Here is an 18,830-nt window from a genome sequence, read left to right on the forward strand (position 1 = left end):
ATATAGGCATTTGGAATGTAGTTAATTAATATAATTATAACAAATTTTAGTAAAAATGGGTGAGTGCATCAATTTATTGTCTAGAAATCATGAATTTTTATTAGAAAATTTTAATTGACTTGGTAAAATAAGAGTGTTTATTGTTGTGATACATAGGTCCATACATTATGATTATTTTATAAAAATGGAGGTGTTTGTAATGAAAAAACCAAAAAGTATTGCTTTAAAACTCTCTTCTTTAATTTTAGGATTATTTTTAGTGTTATTTATTGCTTATACATTGGTAACAAGTGTTATTTTACATAATCAGAGTGTCAGTGATTCAGAAAAAGCAACGCTTCAAAACGCAGAATTATCTGCTGCGAAGATGAGCGAACGGTTTAAGAAAGCCAATGATACATTACAAACGACAAAACGTATAGTTGAAGCAATGCAAAAAAATGACGAGCTCTCAACAGAAAGCGTAATGGATATACTGGAAACTAATTTAATGAAAAACGAGGATTTACTTGGTGTAGGTGCCGTCCTTGAAAATGGCGCTGTAAAAGTTGGACCAACTATCGACACTGCATTAATAGATCAAAAAAATCGCTTCATACCTTATTTAACTAAAGATGGAAACAATACTTCTGCTAATGCTATAGAGGGAATTGACAAAACGGATGCTGCTGACTGGTATCGTATACCAACAGAAGAAGGTCGTGCTGTGCTAACAGAGCCGTATGATTATACTGTGAATGGTAAAACGATATCGATGACGACAATTGCAGTACCGCTAGTTAATGCCTCAGGTAAAAATTTTGGCGTATTAACGGCAGATTTATCTGTTGATTTTTTAAAGGGATTAGCTGAATCCATTACTCCTGATGGTGGTTATGCAGGAATTATTACAAATCAAGGTATGTTAACAGTTAATAGCATTAACGAAAAGCTAGATGGGACAAATATGCAGGATGCTATTGATTGGACAAGTGTTAAACAATCCATGGACAATGGGGATCTAGATAGTCTGTATGTAGACTCTAAGCAGCTTGGAGAAGAATCATTTAACGCTTTTGCTCCAATGATGTTAGAAAACATTGACGAAGTATGGTCAGTGCAGTTAGTTTTACCTAAATCCAAAATACTAGAAACGTATAATAAGGTTCTCATCGTGACGATTGTAGCTGCAATCATTATGATAGTTTTAATGGCTGCTGCCAGTGCGATGTTTATCTTTAAACAGTTAAAGCCTTTGAAAGTTTTACGTGCATCTATTGAAACGGCGGCAGAAGGCGATTTAACTAAAAAAATAGATGAAAAATTTATAAAATCAGATGAAATTGGTGCTGTTGCAGTAGCCTATAATAATATGCTGGACAAAACGAATGATGCCATATATACGGTATTAAATTCTTCAACATTACTTAATCAATCATCAGATGATGTCAATGAAGCATTTAATGAAATTGTCGCTTCTAATCAGGAAGTATCTGTAGCTATCAATGAAATTGCGCAAGGTGCTTCGAAACAATCGGAGGATACTGAAGAAACAAATTATCGAATGATTGATTTATCCGATCAAATTGACGCCATTACAATGCTTTCAAAGCAAATGGATGAGCTATCGATGAAAACAAAAGCTTCTACAGAGCAGGGCATGAAAGAAGTTGAAGGCTTACGTGATCGAAATGCTGAAACAAATGAAATGAATGTCCGCATTCAAAATCAGATGGAATCTTTATCTAGCAATATCAGAAATATCAACCAAATTATTGTATCCATTCAAGGAGTAACGGAGCAAACCAACCTACTAGCGTTAAATGCAAGTATTGAGGCTGCTCGTGCAGGAGAGCATGGGAAAGGCTTTGCGGTAGTAGCGGAAGAAGTCCGTAAACTAGCGGAACAGTCTAAAAACGAAACAGAAGTTATTAAGAAAACGGTGACTAGCATTCTAGAAGACGCGAAGCAAACAGTGTCTGTTATTGCTTCAAATGCAGATTTGATGCAAGCTCAAAATGAATCAGTGCAAAATACAGAGCTAGCTTTTAAAAATAATAATGAGCTTTCTCATTCTATTGCAACGGCAATTAATGACCTATTGTCAAATCTTTCACAAATGTTAGAGCAAAAAGATCAGGCAGTTACAGCGATTCAAAGTATTTCTGCCGTTTCAGAGGAAACTGCAGCATCTGCTGAACAAGTAAGTGCATCTGCTGTGGATCAACAGGCAGAAATGCAAAAGGTTGCAGAATCAATTAATAATATGAACCAAATTTCTAAAGAGCTACAAGAAGTCGTGAATCGATTTAAACTTGCATAATTAAGCTAGGGCATTTTTATGGCTAATTATATTATCGTAGATTTCAGGAATCGCCACTAAATCCTTGAGAATCGCCGATAAACCAGAGGAAATCGCCGGTAAAACCTCTTGATTTCCTTTGTAGACACGTTGAGACTGTCCTTTTCCAAGGACAGTCTCTTTTTATGTAAACAGTTGAGCGGGGAGGGGCATTGACCCAGTTTGGGAACAGTTTTACTATAGAAAGATGAAAGGGGGTCTCCTCCATGATGTATCTGGGTATGATTTTCTTTAAAATTGTTGCCCCTATTTTGGTGTTGCTTGTACTTGGGGCGTTTTTACAAAGGAAATTTCAATTTAATTTAAAAGCACTATCCCAGCTTATTACATACTGTTTTATGCCAGCAGCTGTGTTTGTAAATTTATATGAAACGAGTGTGGAACTATCGGTGCTTGGTGAAGTGGCGTTATTTATTGTGCTCTTTATTGGGAGTCAAATGGTGCTTAGTCATTTTATAGCGAAGGGGCTAGGTTTAAAGAAAACAGAAGCAGCGGTATTTAAAAATAGTGTTGTACTCATTAACTCTGGTAACTATGGCATTCCGGTGGCACAAATGATTTTTGTGACACAGCCAATTGGGGTGGCCATTCAAGTTATTCTCGTTATTTTTCAAAATGTAACGACCTATACATATGGTTTATATAATTTAATTTCTTCAACTAAATCAGGTATGGCTATTGTGAAGGATTTCCTGAAAATGCCGATTATTCATGCGCTCATTATAGGTGTGGCAATGAATTTCTGTAATATTGGCATTCCTCAATTTATCCGTATTCCAATTGACCACGTTGCTGATGGGTTTATCGCTGTTGCTCTTATTACGCTCGGTGCGCAACTATCTCAGCTTGAAATTAAATCAATGTTTAATAGAACGGTGTTTGTTAGCTGTTTTACACGACTTGTAGTAGGTCCAGCTGTTGCATTGTTGATAATTTTTGTCCTCGGCTTAGATGGCGTTGTGGCCCAATCGCTCTTTATTGCGAGTGCATTCCCAACTTCACGTAATAGCTCGAGTCTAGCCCTAGAATATGATTTAGGATCAGAAACCGCTGCACAAACGGTGCTTTTTTCAACCATTGTTAGCTGTATTACAGTAACAATCGTAATTTATATGGCAGAAATACTATTTACTTAATGACTTCCATCTATTAGGAATATCTGTTACACTAGCATCAAACTGAATAGCTTAACTAGGGGAGTCTGATGAGTCGGGCTGAGAGGGAAACGCATTGAGGTTTCTTGACCCTTTGGACCTGATCTGGCTCATACCAGCGTGGGAAAGTTAATGAACTTCGCACTCCTTGAACTTTGCGATAAATGTAACCTTACATGTACAGCCGGATCCAATACTTTTTGGATTCGGCTTTTTATTTGTAATACTACTTGTTGGAGTGGGCTAGATTCGGTCCTTTTAATAATTTACGTAAAAGGGAGCGGAATAGTAAATGACAACAGTTAGCGAAAAAAACATGAACATTATGACAAGCTTTGACGGAAGTAAAAAAGTATATGTAGAAGGATCACGCCCAGATATATTAGTGCCAATGCGTGAAATTAAGCTAAGCCCCACAACGGGTAGCTTTGGTGAAGAGAATAATGCGCCTGTACGAGTTTATGATACGAGTGGACCTTATACGGATCCAACTTACAAAGTCGATATTACAAAGGGTTTACCAGCTTTGCGTAGTGCGTGGATGAAAGAACGGGGCGATGTAGAGGAATATGAGGGGCGTACCATTAAGCCAGAGGATAATGGGTTTCGTAATGCGGATGACCCGCGCATAAAGGAAAATGTTTTTCCAAAGCTTTCTCGCAAACCTTTACGTGCGAAAAATGGCCGTAATGTGACACAGCTGCATTATGCAAGACAAGGAATTATTACTCCAGAAATGGAATTTGTAGCGATTCGTGAAAATTTAAAACCAGAATTTGTGCGTGCAGAAATTGCTGCGGGGCGAGCTATAATGCCATCTAATATAAATCATCCGGAGGCGGAACCGATGATTATCGGCCGTAACTTCCATGTGAAAATTAACGCCAATATTGGAAATTCAGCTGTAACTTCATCCATCGCAGAGGAAGTTGAAAAAATGACATGGGCAACACGATGGGGTGCTGATAATATTATGGATTTATCTACTGGTAAGCACATTCATACAACCCGCGAATGGATTATTCGTAATGCTGCTGTGCCTGTTGGAACAGTGCCAATTTATCAGGCACTTGAAAAGGTAAATGGCGTTGCTGAGGATTTAACGTGGGAGGTGTATCGTGACACGCTAATCGAGCAAGCTGAACAAGGGGTTGATTACTTTACAATTCACGCAGGTGTGTTGCTGCGATATGTACCGCTTACAGCTAATCGTGTAACGGGCATTGTATCGCGTGGAGGCTCAATTATGGCACAGTGGTGTCTATTCCATCATCAAGAAAATTTCTTATATACTCATTTTGAAGAAATTTGTGAAATTATGAAAACGTATGATGTTGCCTTTTCGTTAGGGGATGGTTTACGTCCTGGTTCAATTGCCGATGCCAATGATGAGGCACAGTTCGCAGAGCTTGAAACGCTAGGGGAGTTAACACAAATTGCCTGGAAGCATGATGTACAAGTGATGGTAGAGGGACCTGGGCACGTGCCAATGCATCTTATTAAGGAAAATATGGACAAGCAATTAGAAGTTTGTAAAGAGGCACCATTTTATACATTGGGTCCTCTAACAACGGATATTGCACCTGGCTATGATCATATTACATCTGCTATTGGCGCTGCAATGATTGGCTGGTTTGGAACAGCCATGCTGTGCTATGTAACACCGAAGGAACATTTAGGGTTACCAAATCGAGAAGATGTACGTGTAGGTGTTATCACATATAAAATTGCAGCACATGCAGCGGATTTAGCTAAAGGTCATCCTGGTGCACAGCAGCGAGATGACGCTCTTTCGAAGGCTCGCTTTGAGTTTCGTTGGCGAGATCAATTTAATTTATCGTTAGATCCAGAACGAGCTGTAGAATACCACGATGAAACATTACCTGCAGAAGGAGCGAAAACGGCACATTTTTGCTCGATGTGTGGTCCTAAGTTTTGCAGTATGAGAATTTCTCAAGATATTCGTAACTATGCTAAAGAAAACGATTTAAATACGACAGAAGCTATCCATCAAGGGATGCAGGAAAAGGCAAAAGAGTTTAAAGATACTGGTAGCAGACTGTATCAATGATAAAGAACAGAGGCCTTTAAGTAAGTTTTCACTTAAGTAATGAGAATGGAACAAGAACGCAATAGTTGACGGTAGCGGATGCGGTGACTGCACAGAATGTAAGACGCAACAAACCGCTTACAAGCGAGTTGCAGCTTACAGTAGGAAGAGCGGAAACAGCCGCTGTGGCGAACAACGATGTTCACAGCAAAAAGTGTTAGATTGATTGCAGTCAATCTAACACTTTTTATTTTTTTGCTGGCTATTAGACTTTAAATTTATTTATCTCTTCTTGAAGGGTGGTTGCCTCATCGCTTAATGATTTTGCGACAGCGTTAACATCTTGAATGATTGATGTTTGCTCTTTAATTGCCGCAGCTATCAATTCGGATTGTTGTGCCGCATTTTTTGCCACAGATGACATTTCATTGACCGATGCAGCAACCTCTTCAGTAGCGGCAGAAATTTGCTGTGTGGAAGCTGAAACGTCTTCAATTTCAGATGCCATATGTTCAATTGCGTCCATTATTTTATTAAAAGCAGATTGTGCATTATGAATGTATGTAACGCCTTCATCAACTTTTTGCACTGTGACGCTAACAGCTTTTTCTACTTCTCTAGTGTTTTGCTGAATATTTGTAGTTAAATTGATAATTTGATTGGCGGATATTTTTGACTCTTCAGCTAGCTGACGTACCTCATCGGCAACGACTGCAAAGCCTTGTCCGTGTTCGCCTGCACGTGCGGCTTCGATGGCTGCATTAAGTGCAAGTAGGTTGGTTTGATCGGTAATATCGGTAATAACTTTCGTAATATTTTCAATTTCAGCCGATTGTGTACTTAACTGTTTAATGAGTTCGTTTGTCTTATCTGATGATTGCTGAATGACCATCATCTGATTTTCAGTCGTTTGCAACATTTTCTCACCATTATCTGCAACAGTTTGTGTATCAACCGCCTTTGAATGTAGCATTTGTGTTGCTTCAGCGATGCGTTGGACACCACGAGCTGTTTCGTCCATGGCGGTAGAGGTATCCTGTCCAGTAGCGACAGCTTGGTTACCGTCCTCAGCCATAATTTCTATGCGTTTTGCAATATCTCTAGAAGTAAGGGAAACTTCCTCTGTACTTGCCGATAATTCTTCAGAGCTAGAAGTAGTGTACTCAATATTTTTTGCGACATTATCAATAAGTGAGCGCAAATTAGTTTTCATGACATTAAATGAATCAGCCAAATTTCGAATTTCATCTTTTGTTTTTACTTCTACATCTTCCTGTCGTAGATCTCCGCTAGCAATTACATTTGCAGCTGTGGCTAGTTTATTAACGGGAATTGTAATAGCTCTTGTCATAATGAACGTAATTATAAAGGAAAGAATTATAGAAATAGCAGCGAGGATTAGGATGATATTTGAGCTTAGAGCTTCTGCTCTTGACGACTCAGCACGGGCTAGTTGTATTTGTTCCTCTTCATAAATGGCAATCTCATGAATTGCTTGTTGAATTGTCTCTCTTGCAGGATGTGCTCTTGCCCTAAGAATATCGATAGCAGATTGTACATCATCTGGGTTATATGTATTGATTATCTCTAATGCTGCATTTTCAAAAATGGCTTGGTTCGTTTTAATAATTTCCATTTGCTGTTGTGTCGTTTGGCTAGTAAATATTTTTTCAAGCTCTGTTATTTTAGCTTGGATTATTTGTTCTTGCTCCTCGAGCTTTTGTATTGTTAGGTCATCTGGTTCTAGCATATATGAACGAAGATAGTTTCCTTGCAAAGCAACAGCGATAAGAATTTTATCGATTTGTATAAGTTTATTTACACGGTTTTCAAATATTTCTTCATTCAATTTATCGATGTTATTCAGTCGGTAGTAGGATATTGAGGAGATACTTAGTAGTAAAAGAATAATGGTACCAAATCCAATATAGAGTTTTTTTCTGATAGACATCGTTCTTTTCCTCCATTCCAGTTTTGTTGTATCAGTACGCAACAATGTCAGGATATCTTATCGTTATTTAGAGTATGAAAATAATACGAAGTTGTGGAATTTATCGATAGAAATAAATGTTGTTAAAAACACCTATATGACAATGGGAGATTTACGAATCAAAAAGGACAATAACTATAGGTGAATTTAATCGTTGAATTCCACTGTGATACATTGTTAGTGAGTGGGGGAGATACCTTCCAGAACGAATGGTGGCACTTGGCTCCAATCAACTGAATAGTAAACGGAATATTACAGTATCTGTTTTTTGTAACAGATGAGAAAGCTTTAGAACGAAGGAAGATTAAAATATGTAAGATAGTCTTCCATTATAGCTGCTTGTTATAAAGCTTATTGGGAAAATTCAAAGGGACGAGCAATTAAACGCAGTAAAAATGACAAAAGGCATCGAGAAGTTAATTCTCGCTACCTTTTGTCTACCTGCCAGTGACGGCAAGCAATATTGGATATCAATAAAGTGGAATATTAAATGTTTGCTACTTGTTTTACTTCTTGTTTTACATATGGGTTTGAAAGATTCATTCCATCTAATGAAAGACCCATCGCTTTTGCTACACCTTCACCGTATGCAGGATCAGCTAGATAGCAGTGTAGGATGTGACGACGTTTAATGAATTCTTCAACAGTAGCCATATCGTTCGCTGTATTTTCGAATAAGCGTTGTTGCTCTTCCGCAGATAAAAGACGGAATAATTTACCCGGTTGCTCGAAGTAATTATTGTCATCTTCACGGAAGTCGTGGATATCAGCATGACCATCAATACGTAATGGTGGCTCTTTATAGTCTAAATTATGCTCCCATTCACCATAGCTGTTTGGTTCGTAACTTAAAGTAGAACCAAGGTTACCATCAAAACGCATAGCGCCATCGCGGTGGAATGAACGGAATGGGCATTTTGGTGCGTTTACAGGTAGCATGTGGTGGTTTACACCTAAGCGATAGCGAGCTGCATCTGCGTAAGCAAAAATACGTGCTTGTAACATTTTGTCTGGAGAGTAGCTGATACCAGGCACAATGTTAGAGGGTGCAAACGATGATTGTTCTACTTCTGCAAAGTAGTTATCAGGGTTTTTATTTAACTCGAATTCACCAACTGGAATTAGTGGGAAATCTTTTTTATACCAAACTTTTGTTAAATCGAATGGGTTATAAGGTAATTCACGAGCTTGTTGTTCTGTCATAACTTGAATGTACATTTTCCATTTAGGGAAATCGCCTTTTTCAATTGCTTCGTACAAGTCACGTTGTGATGATTCACGGTCTTTACCAATAATTTCAGCTGCTTCGGCACCAGTTAGGTTTTTAATGCCCTGTTCTGTGCGGAAGTGGAATTTCACCCATACACGCTCGTTTTGAGCATTGATAAAGCTGTATGTGTGAGAACCGAAACCATGCATATTGCGGTAACCTGTTGGAATACCACGGTCAGACATAACAATTGTAATTTGGTGTAACGCTTCAGGTAATAAAGTCCAGAAATCCCAGTTAGAATTTGCGTTTTTCATATTAGTACGTGGGTCACGCTTAACTACATGGTTTAAATCTGTGAAGTGTAACGGATCACGGAAGAAGAATACAGGTGTGTTGTTACCAACTAAGTCCCAGTTACCTTCTTCAGTATAGAATTTAAGTGCAAAACCACGAATATCGCGCTCTGCATCTGCAGCCCCGCGTTCCCCCGCTACAGTTGAGAAACGAGCGAACATTGGCGTTTGCTTCCCAATCTCAGAGAAGATTTTTGCTTTCGTATATTGAGAAATATCATGCGTAACAGTAAATGTGCCGAATGCTCCAGAACCCTTTGCGTGCATACGACGTTCAGGTATAACTTCACGGTTGAAGTTTGCTAATTTTTCAACTAACCATACATCTTGAAGTAAAAGAGGACCACGAGGACCTGCTGACATAGAGTCGTGGTTGCTTACTACTGGAGCACCACCTGCTGTTGTAAAACGACGGCTACGATCATTTGCGTTTGTCATATTAGTTTACCTCCTGAAAAATATTGTGAGTCAAACTCCTCGTAAATAACTATAACAAATATAAAATAGAATTTCTAGTACATTATAATAATTATTGTTAAAGAATTTATCTTGCAAGATATAAAGTATAAATATATGCATGTTTCTCTAAAAATATGCATAGTTTTTTAGAGCTTTTTCACTATTTGTATAGTGTTTTCAGTCGTTTTGGAGGAATTTGAGATTTACTATTATATAAGTCTTAAGCTGTGGGAAGTATAGTAATTTCTTTTGTTTTACTATTTATATTGAAAATAGAATGGTCTAATTGAAAATCAATATAGAACGCACTCTCATTAGATCTTCCAACCTTTACGATAGCGATTAGGTGTAGTCCCTATTAGCTGTTTAAATAATTTACTAAAATAATTCGGATCGTCAAAGCCATTTAAAAGTGCGATTTCACTAATTGCAAAATCCGTTTCAATAAGCATTTTGGTCGAATTTTGAATACGAACCTGTTGTAAATAGCGTTTAAATGGCTGGCCTTGCTTCTTTGCAAATATAGTACTTAAATAATTGGGACTAATACCTAACTTTTGGGCGATAAAAGGTAATGATAATTCGCTGTTATGGTATTGATGGTCGATTATATCTAAAGCTAATTCTACATAGTCTGCTTTTTTCTCCATTCGAGCCTCTCTTGCCAATTCAATAAGTCTTTGTGTGAATAAAATAATGCCATTGAGAATTGTATAGAATATCGGGTGTTCAATAATTAAATGAAAAAGCTGACGATAGTTTTGTTCAATAGCAGCTTTCTCATGAAGTTTATATTTCAACATAAAGCGGCGAATTTGTGCTAATACACTTGTTAGATGAATGCGTAAATCATCTTGTTCGTAATAAATACTTCCATTTGATAATCGATATAAAAATGCTTTTACTGCCTCGATATTACCTTCCTCTAAACTCTTAATAAGTAGCTGTTGTTCCTCTGGTGTGAGTAAAGGATCTAGTGGCTGTGTTTGATATTGTTTAGTTGCATAAAAAATATGGCCAAAGCCTTCGTAAAAACTTTGAAGAAGGGCACGTTTTGTTAAAGCATACATTTCTTTTAAAGTTGTTGGCTTACCATCATAAATCCCTATATTTAGAGCACCATTATTAGTCATTTGCCATTCTTTTAGTAATGTACGAATATCCTTTTCAATAATTTTTAAATCGCTTGTTTGAAACAAGCAGATAATTGTATCTGATAATGGATAAATGCTCATTTGATAAAAAATAGGTGTTTGTTGGAGCCATATGTACAATTTATTTAATGTTTCTGAATGCTCAGGTTCAATCATCGTGAACTGGATATTTGTTGTTAATGGGCTTGTTGTACTTTCTAAAAATAATTGATAGTAAAAAGATTCGTCTTTAGCATCAGGACTCACTTTTTGTATTTGAGGTGTATGAAGAGAAATAGCAGTGAGTTTCTGTTTCAACACTTCTAAATCAATTGGTTTTACAAAAAGATGTGCCACCTGTAAATCTATTGCTTTTAATGCGTTTTTAAATAATGGCTCTGTCGTTATCGCAAGTATTTTGCCAGGATGCTTTTGTAAAAGACTATAAAGGGCTGTTAAACGATTATTAGGCAGCAAATCAATATTTAATAAAATGACCTCTGGCGCAAATTGTTGGATACTCTTTGTGGCCTCGGAAATAGTGGTACACATCTCAATTGATAAATCGCCAGGAAAGTACGTATGTAAAAACCATCGTATGCCTGACAGTTCTGTAAGATCTCGATCAATTAATAACAGTCGCATGGAATCCGCCTTTCTTAAAATATTCTAGTTTCGTAAATTATTACGATTATATTAATAAAAATAACATAAAAATCTGAAATAATTCCTATTTTCTCTTTTAAAATTCTATATTTTCTGAAAAAGGTAGTTTGTACAATGGATATAGAGAAATTCTATTTTTTTACTCTTTAATTTACATATGCTGTTAAGAATAGGGGGATATCGTATGCAAAAAATCATCGAACTTGATGGCAATACGTTAACGAGACAACAAGTTGAGGAAATCGTGAGAGGTCAGGCTACGGTTGCACTGTGTGCTGAAAGTACGAAACGTGTTCAATTAAGTAGGGAACGGATTGAAAAACGTTTAGCTGAAGGGCATGTAATCTATGGGGTTAACACAGGGTTTGGCAAACTAAGTAATATACAAATTGAAGAATCGGATATTGAGTTATTACAGTTGAATTTATTGCGCTCGGATGCAACAGGTGTTGGAGAGCCACTTCCAACTGAGGTTGTGCGTGCAATGATGATTTTACGCGCGAATGCATTAGCACGTGGTTTTTCAGGTATTCGCCAAGAAACATTGCAACTATTACTAGACTGCATCAATAAAGGTGTACATCCAATCGTTCCATCGCAGGGTTCGGTTGGAGCAAGTGGAGATTTAGCGCCGTTATCACATTTAGCATTAGTGCTTGTAGGTGAAGGAAAAGCGGAGTTCAACGGGGAGCTTATGGCGGGTGGTGTCGCGTTACAAAGAGCAGGCTTATCAGCTGTAAGACTACAAGCGAAGGAAGGTTTAGCACTTGTAAACGGTACACAAGCAATGACAGGAATCGGTGCTTTGACATTGAATGAGGCAGAGCGTATTGGGCTTGCTGCAGATATGGCGGCGAGTCTATCGTTAGAGGCGTTAAAAGGTATTACCAATGCATTTGATCCTGCACTTTTAGCTGTAAGACCACATCCAGAATTAGAGCTTGTAGGTGGGCGTATTCGGAAATGGCTTGATGGTAGTAAACGCGTGACGAAGCAGGGAGAAGTTCGGATGCAGGATGCGTATTCACTTCGATGTATTCCACAAGTACATGGTGCTTCTTGGCAGTCGTTTTTCTATGCCGAGCAACGTGTACAAACTGAAATGAATGCTACAACAGACAATCCTATTGTTTTAGAAAATGGAGAAGTTGTATCAGGAGGTCATTTCCATGGCCAGCCAATAGCGTTAGCGATGGACTTTTTAAAAGTTGGGGTTAGTGAATGGGCTAATATTTCGGAACGACGCACAGAGCGTATGGTTAATCCTCAGCTTAATGATGGTTTACCACCATTTTTAGCAACAAATCCTGGTATTGAATGTGGGCTTATGATTGCACAATATACCGCTGCATCGATTGTATCTGAAAATAAGGTGCTGGCACATCCTTCAAGCGTGGATTCTATTCCCACATCAGGGAATCAGGAAGACCATGTCAGCATGGGAACAACATCCGCTCGACAAGTGCGACAAATTGTACACAATGCTGCACGGGTGATTGCGATAGAAATGATTTGTGCTTCGCAAGCTATTCATTTAGACAAGGCAGAAGAGCAATTATCTCCGACAACAAGAACGTATTTAGAAAAAGTACGTGAATTCTGTCCACCATTATTAGCAGATCAACCTATCGGCGATGAAATTGAAGCATTAGCGAAGTACTTATTGGCAAGTGATGATTTAGTAATGTTAGCAAAATAAAAGCAAAGGGGATGGCAGTATGAAAACACCAACAACGATTCGTGCACCAAGGGGAACAGCGCTCTCTTGTAAAGGATGGACACAAGAGGCGGCAATGCGCATGCTGATGAATAATCTGGATCCTGAAGTTGCAGAAAACCCTGATGAGCTCATCGTATATGGAGGTATAGGTAAAGCAGCACGGAACTGGCAAAGCTACGAACAAATCATAGCCTCTTTAAAAGAATTAGAGAATGATGAAACACTTCTTATTCAATCAGGAAAGCCGGTAGCTGTATTCCGTACACATGAACATGCACCGCGCGTCTTATTAGCCAATTCAAACTTAGTGCCTGCATGGTCGAATTGGGAGCATTTCTACGAGCTAGAAGACCGCGATTTAATGATGTATGGTCAAATGACAGCTGGTAGCTGGATTTATATTGGTGCTCAAGGGATTTTACAAGGAACATATTTATCGTTTGTAGAGGCTGGGAAGAAAGTGTTTGGTACTGCTGATTTACGCGGTAAATTCATTCTTACTGGCGGTATGGGTGGCATGAGTGGTGCACAGCCTTTAGCGGGGAAAATGGCTGGTGCAGTCATTTTAGTCGTTGAGGTGGAACGTGCGCGCATTGAACGTAAGATAAAAGAAGGTTACTGTGATTATCTTGTTGAGACAGTAGATGAGGCAATTGCGTTAGTCAATAAATTACGTGATCAGCAGGAGCCTGCGTCTATTGGACTTGTCGGCAACTGCGCGGATATTAATCGGGAGCTACTGAACCGAGGGATTATTCCGGATTTTGTGACAGACCAAACATCTGCACATGACCCGATTAATGGTTATGTACCGAATGGGATGACCTTTGAAGAAGCGTTACAATTACGTAAAAATGATGTTAAAACATATGAACAAAAGGCAAAAGAAACGATGGCAGAGCATGTTCGTACAATGCTTGAATTTCAACAGGCAGGTGCGGAAGTATTTGATTATGGTAATAACATTCGTGCTTATGCTAAAGAGATGGGTGTCACGAATGCCTTCGACTTCCCAGGCTTTGTGCCAGCATATATTCGTCCTTTGTTCTGTGAAGGTAAGGGGCCATTCCGTTGGGCAGCCCTTTCGGGGAACCCAGAAGATATTTATAAAACAGATGCTTTAGCAAAAGAAATGTTTGCGGAAGATGAAGGGCTTGTCAATTGGATCGATATGGCGCAAAAAATGGTGAAATGGCAAGGGCTACCTGCACGTATTTGCTGGTTAGGCTATGGTGATCGTCATCGCTTTGCATTGAAGGTCAATGAAATGGTAGCGAATGGTGAGTTATCTGCACCAATTGTTTTTGGTCGCGACCACTTAGATTCTGGCTCTGTGGCATCGCCAAATCGTGAAACAGAAGGAATGCTTGATGGGTCAGATGCTGTATCAGATTGGCCGATTTTAAATGCACTTGTCAATACGGCAAGTGGAGCGAGCTGGGTAAGTGTCCATCATGGCGGAGGCGTAGGAATGGGGTATTCTCAGCATGCAGGTCAGGTGTTAGTAGCGGATGGCTCAACGCTAGCAGCTGAGAAAATTGCACGCGTGTTGATTTCCGACCCAGGAATGGGCATTGTGCGCCATGCTGATGCAGGCTATGAAATTGCTATTAATACGGCAAAGAACAAAGGTGTCCGCATGCCGATGTTAAAGGATGATGTGAAATGACGATTTTGATTAAAAATGCGAATGAAGTCATTACGTTAAAAAACAAAGTACAAGGTCCTCGAATAAAAGAACAAATGCGAGAGATTGCAGTAATAGAAAATGGCAGTGTGCTGTTACAAGAAAATCGTATAGTCGCTGTTGGATCTTATGAGCAGTTAGCTATAGATTTCCCACATTTAGTAGAGGCAGCCGATGTTATTGATGCCACTGGGAAGATTGTGATGCCTGGTTTGGTGGATTGTCATACGCATTTAGTACATGGTGGTACACGTGAGCAGGAATTTAATATGCGACTTAACGGTTCCGCTTATATGGAGATTATGAATGCTGGTGGCGGCATTCATGCTACGACAAAGCGAACACGAGAAACAAGTTTTGAAGCGTTATATGAAAAGACGATGCAACATTTAGATGTATTTTTAAAGCATGGTGTTACAACCGTTGAGGCAAAATCGGGCTACGGTTTGGATTGGGAAACGGAAAAGAAACAATTGGAGGTAGCGAAAAAGCTACAAGACACACATGCTGTAGACGTCATCAGTACTTTTATGGGCGCACATGCAGTGCCGCGCGATTTTAAAGGTCGTGAAGATGAATTTGTCGATGTTGTTATTCATAATATGTTACCAAAAGTGGCAGAACTAAAGCTCGCAGAATTTAACGATGTATTTTGTGAAAAAGGGGTATTTACTCCAGCGCAATCCCGACGTATTTTAGAGGCTGGCAAAGCGCTTGGACTGACACCGAAAATACATGCTGATGAAATAGAGCCTTATAATGGAGCGGAGTTAGCTGCTGAAGTGGGAGCCATCTCGGCAGAGCATTTGTTAGTAGCCTCTGATGAAGGAATACGAAATATGGCTACAGCTGGTACGATTGCGGTATTGCTACCTGGAACTGCCTTCTTCTTGCGCGCGCCATTTGCGAGAGGGCGTTTGATGATTGATGAAGGGGTACCTGTAGCTATATCAACAGACTTTAATCCAGGCTCATCTCCGACAATGAGTTTGCCATTTATTATGAATTTAGCTTGTATGCATATGGGGTTGACATTAGAGGAAGTGTTAACTGCTACGACGATTAATGCTGCTTATGCACTTAACAGAGGGCATGAAATTGGTACACTAGAAGTGGGGAAGCAAGCTGACGTCATCATATTGGACGTTGCTAATTACAAGCAATTACAATATTTTTATGGTATGAATCATACGCATACGGTTATTAAAAAAGGGCAAGTCGTAGTACGTGAGGGCATTCTTTTATAGTAGCAAGATATTCGATGCAAAGTTAATAGTAATTGTGCATTTATTTACAAATTAAATATTACAGAAAAAGCATAAATAGGGAGAGATCCGTTATTTATGCTTTTTTTCGTATAGAATATAGTTGTTACTATAGATAGAAGGGAATGTTTAACGTGCAGCTTACATTAACATTTCTTATTTTAGGAATGACGATTTTTGCATTTATGACAAATCGAGTGCGCGCTGATTTTGTTGCTATCGTGTCACTTCTCGCATTTGTTATCGCTGATATTTTAACACCTGCGGAAGCTTTAGCAGGCTTTTCAAATTCAGTTGTTCTTATGATCGCGGGACTTTTTGTTGTTGGCGCGGGTATATTGCGTACAGGGCTTGCGGCAATGGCTGGACAATTATTAATGAAATGGTCGGGTAATAGTGAGTTAAAGCTATTCGTATTATTGCTCATTATTGTAGGCTCTGTAGGTGCCTTTATGAGTAATACGGGGACAGTCGCCTTAATGATGCCTATTGTTGTTAGTATTGCAATAAGTATGAAGGAAAGTCCTTCAAAGTTTTTGCTACCACTTTCTTATGTAGCTAGTCTATCGGGGCTAATGACGTTAATTGCATCTCCACCAAATTTAATTGTCAGTCAGCTTTTAGTCGATCGTGGCTATCAGAAGCTAGGTTTTTTTGAGGTAACACCCATTGGCATTGTTGGGATGATTGCAGGGATTTTATATTTGGTGCTCGTGCGCAATATATTGTTACCACATGATAAAAATAGAACACAAACATCTACTGGTTACAAGCTCTCACCAAAGAAAATTGTTAAACAATATGATTTAAACAATCGACTGTTTAAAATGTTTGTGCCTGAAGATTCTACGATTATCGGCATATCACTAGCGGAATTAAAGCTTCCTGCAAAATACGCCCTCTGTATGATGAAAATTCAACGTAAATCACAGGATGGTATCAATTTACTTCCTATGACTTATCAAGAAATGGCGGGTCCAACAAGTGTTATACATGCCTTAGATGAACTCTATGTACAAGGTGAGGAAGAGGATATTGCTTGCTTGGCTGCAGATTATGGCTTAGTGATGCAGGAATTAACAGAGAATGAGGCAGATGAATTAGTAACAAAGCACCTTGGTATTGCGGAGGTACTCTTAACACCCAATTCTAGTTTTATTAATGAAACAGTAAGTTCACTTGGATTCCGTGAAAAGTACAATCTCAATATTATTGGTATTAACCATAGAGGGGGCTATAAGCTACAGGATATGGTTAAGCATAAGTTGAAATTTGGGGATGCCATTTTAGTGCAAGGTGCATGGGATGAAATATTAGTGCTTGCTAGAGAGACACAGGATGTTGTTGTAGTTGGTCAGCCGAAGGAACATGCGAGTGTTGCGGCAGCTACTGGTAAGGCTGGTATAGCGGGCGTCATTATGTTGTTGATGATTGGATTAATGGCGTTTGAAGTTTTTCCGGCTGTGATTTCCGTTATGGTAGGAGCAGTTTTGATGATTATAACGGGCTGTTTGCGAAATATGGAAGATGCGTATAGTAATATGAATTTTGAAAGTATTGTGCTCGTCGCAGCGATGCTTCCAATGGCAACCGCACTAGAGAAAACAGGCGGAATGGTTATTTTATCAGATGGTATTATCGATGCTCTCGGTAGCTACGGTCCTTATGGGGTGCTGATAGGGATATATTTATTAACAGTAATTTTTGGCCAATTTATTAGTAATACGGCAACTGCTGTTCTGTTTGCGCCAATTGCTATGAATGCAGCGATTGCAATGGATGCAAATCCTACTACATTTATGATTGGTGTAGCTGTAGCAGCGAGTATGGCGTTTGCCACGCCAATAGCCTCTCCGACCAACGCACTTGTTATGACGGCGGGCGGCTATAAATTTATGGATTTTGTAAAGATTGGCGTACCATTACAAGTTGTTATGTTTATTGTAATGATGCTAGCAGTTCCATTCTTCTTTCCGTTTTAAATTTTATGTTTTGCTGAATTTCAGACATTGGTGATCTGAGTATATGCTGTACGCTGTGGCTTTTGCTATGCCACAGTGGACAGCAAACAGCGAATGTTTGAAAAAAGTAAAATGATATAAAAGAATGAATGGCTATTTCAGTAGAAGAGAAATCGAAAATGGTATGGGAATAGCTAAGTGATGGTGAGATTTTTTATACGAACCTGTTTTAGAAAACATGAGGAAGTAATCTGAACGAAAAAAGTTATTCAAAATATATTATGAATAACTAGATATGAACATCTCCTTGATGCTTTTTTTATTTTACGAACATATCCTTTATATATTGTGTAGATGTCCTTATTCATGCGGTAATCACATGCTCCAACGTGTAAGTAGATTACAAATATACAAATACTTATATATAGGAAGGTTCTCATGTAAACTTAAAAAACAATGATACTGTTAATAGCTTACTAATGAAGTTTTTTTTATAAATTAATATTTTTTGTAGAAAAACACTTGCATAGATTGTAGAATCGTGATAAATTATTAATTGTCGCTAAGACGACTCAACATTAAGTACTACAAACTTTAAATAACATCACAAAAAGTGTTGACATCAACATCGCATAGTGGTAAGATATAAAAGTTGTCGCTTCTGAAAAGAGAAAACATCTCAAAAAAGTTGTTGACAAAGAATATCGAAAATGTTATTATATAAAAGTTGCTGAAAATAAAATGCAACGAAATGAACCTTGAAAACTGAACAAGCAAAACGTAATCAATATAGTTTTTACTAACTAACATATGTTAGTGAACGAAACAAAATTTTGGA

At 38.5% G+C, this 18,830-nt stretch carries 10 protein-coding genes and 1 riboswitch; of the genes, 7 read left to right on the plus strand and 3 right to left on the minus strand.

Annotation, left to right across the window (positions count from 1 at the left end; translation table 11 throughout):
- Positions 1 to 199: 199 nt before the first annotated feature.
- From ACIQXJ_RS22710 to thiC, 3 genes are all read left to right on the plus strand, one after another.
- A complete protein-coding gene (locus ACIQXJ_RS22710) occupies positions 200 to 2,302 on the plus strand; it encodes a methyl-accepting chemotaxis protein (RefSeq protein ID WP_403057854.1) in 2,103 nt (700 codons plus the stop codon).
- Between the two features lie 245 nt (positions 2,303 to 2,547).
- On the plus strand, positions 2,548 to 3,477 hold the full coding sequence (locus ACIQXJ_RS22715) for an AEC family transporter (RefSeq protein ID WP_403057851.1): 930 nt from the start codon (positions 2,548 to 2,550) through the stop codon (positions 3,475 to 3,477).
- 47 nt (positions 3,478 to 3,524) lie between these two features.
- Positions 3,525 to 3,639, plus strand: a riboswitch (TPP riboswitch).
- Between the two features lie 148 nt (positions 3,640 to 3,787).
- Positions 3,788 to 5,566 (plus strand): phosphomethylpyrimidine synthase ThiC, encoded by a 1,779-nt coding sequence (thiC, locus tag ACIQXJ_RS22720; RefSeq protein WP_403057848.1) that lies wholly within the window; start codon positions 3,788 to 3,790, stop codon positions 5,564 to 5,566.
- Between the two features lie 244 nt (positions 5,567 to 5,810).
- Here thiC and ACIQXJ_RS22725 read toward each other — a convergent pair whose 3' ends face one another.
- From ACIQXJ_RS22725 to ACIQXJ_RS22735, 3 genes are all read right to left on the minus strand, one after another.
- Positions 5,811 to 7,496, minus strand: a complete 1,686-nt coding sequence (locus ACIQXJ_RS22725) for a methyl-accepting chemotaxis protein (RefSeq protein ID WP_403057845.1) — start codon at positions 7,494 to 7,496, stop codon at positions 5,811 to 5,813.
- A 525-nt stretch (positions 7,497 to 8,021) separates the two neighbouring features.
- Complete coding sequence (locus ACIQXJ_RS22730; RefSeq protein ID WP_401014022.1) at positions 8,022 to 9,539, minus strand: catalase; 1,518 nt, start codon at positions 9,537 to 9,539, stop codon at positions 8,022 to 8,024.
- A 335-nt stretch (positions 9,540 to 9,874) separates the two neighbouring features.
- Positions 9,875 to 11,338, minus strand: a complete 1,464-nt coding sequence (locus tag ACIQXJ_RS22735; protein ID WP_403057842.1) for a helix-turn-helix domain-containing protein — start codon at positions 11,336 to 11,338, stop codon at positions 9,875 to 9,877.
- A gap of 205 nt (positions 11,339 to 11,543) precedes the next feature.
- Here ACIQXJ_RS22735 and hutH point away from each other — a divergent pair, with 205 nt between their 5' ends.
- The 4 genes from hutH (at position 11,544) to ACIQXJ_RS22755 (ending at position 18,013) form a co-directional block, all read left to right on the plus strand.
- A complete protein-coding gene (gene hutH / locus ACIQXJ_RS22740) occupies positions 11,544 to 13,058 on the plus strand; it encodes a histidine ammonia-lyase (RefSeq protein ID WP_403057839.1) in 1,515 nt (504 codons plus the stop codon).
- 19 nt (positions 13,059 to 13,077) lie between these two features.
- The gene (hutU, locus tag ACIQXJ_RS22745) at positions 13,078 to 14,748 is read left to right on the plus strand and encodes a urocanate hydratase (RefSeq protein ID WP_403057836.1); all 1,671 of its coding nucleotides are present in this window, start codon (positions 13,078 to 13,080) and stop codon (positions 14,746 to 14,748) included.
- On the plus strand, positions 14,745 to 16,013 hold the full coding sequence (gene hutI, locus ACIQXJ_RS22750) for an imidazolonepropionase (protein WP_403057833.1): 1,269 nt from the start codon (positions 14,745 to 14,747) through the stop codon (positions 16,011 to 16,013). The genes hutU and hutI overlap by 4 nt, the downstream gene beginning before the upstream one ends.
- 143 nt (positions 16,014 to 16,156) lie before the next feature.
- Complete coding sequence (locus tag ACIQXJ_RS22755) at positions 16,157 to 18,013, plus strand: SLC13 family permease (RefSeq protein WP_403057830.1); 1,857 nt, start codon at positions 16,157 to 16,159, stop codon at positions 18,011 to 18,013.
- Positions 18,014 to 18,830 lie beyond the last annotated feature (817 nt).

This window comes from Lysinibacillus sp. NPDC097868, from assembly GCF_044761135.1.
Classification (GTDB): Bacteria; Bacillota; Bacilli; order Bacillales_A; family Planococcaceae; genus Lysinibacillus.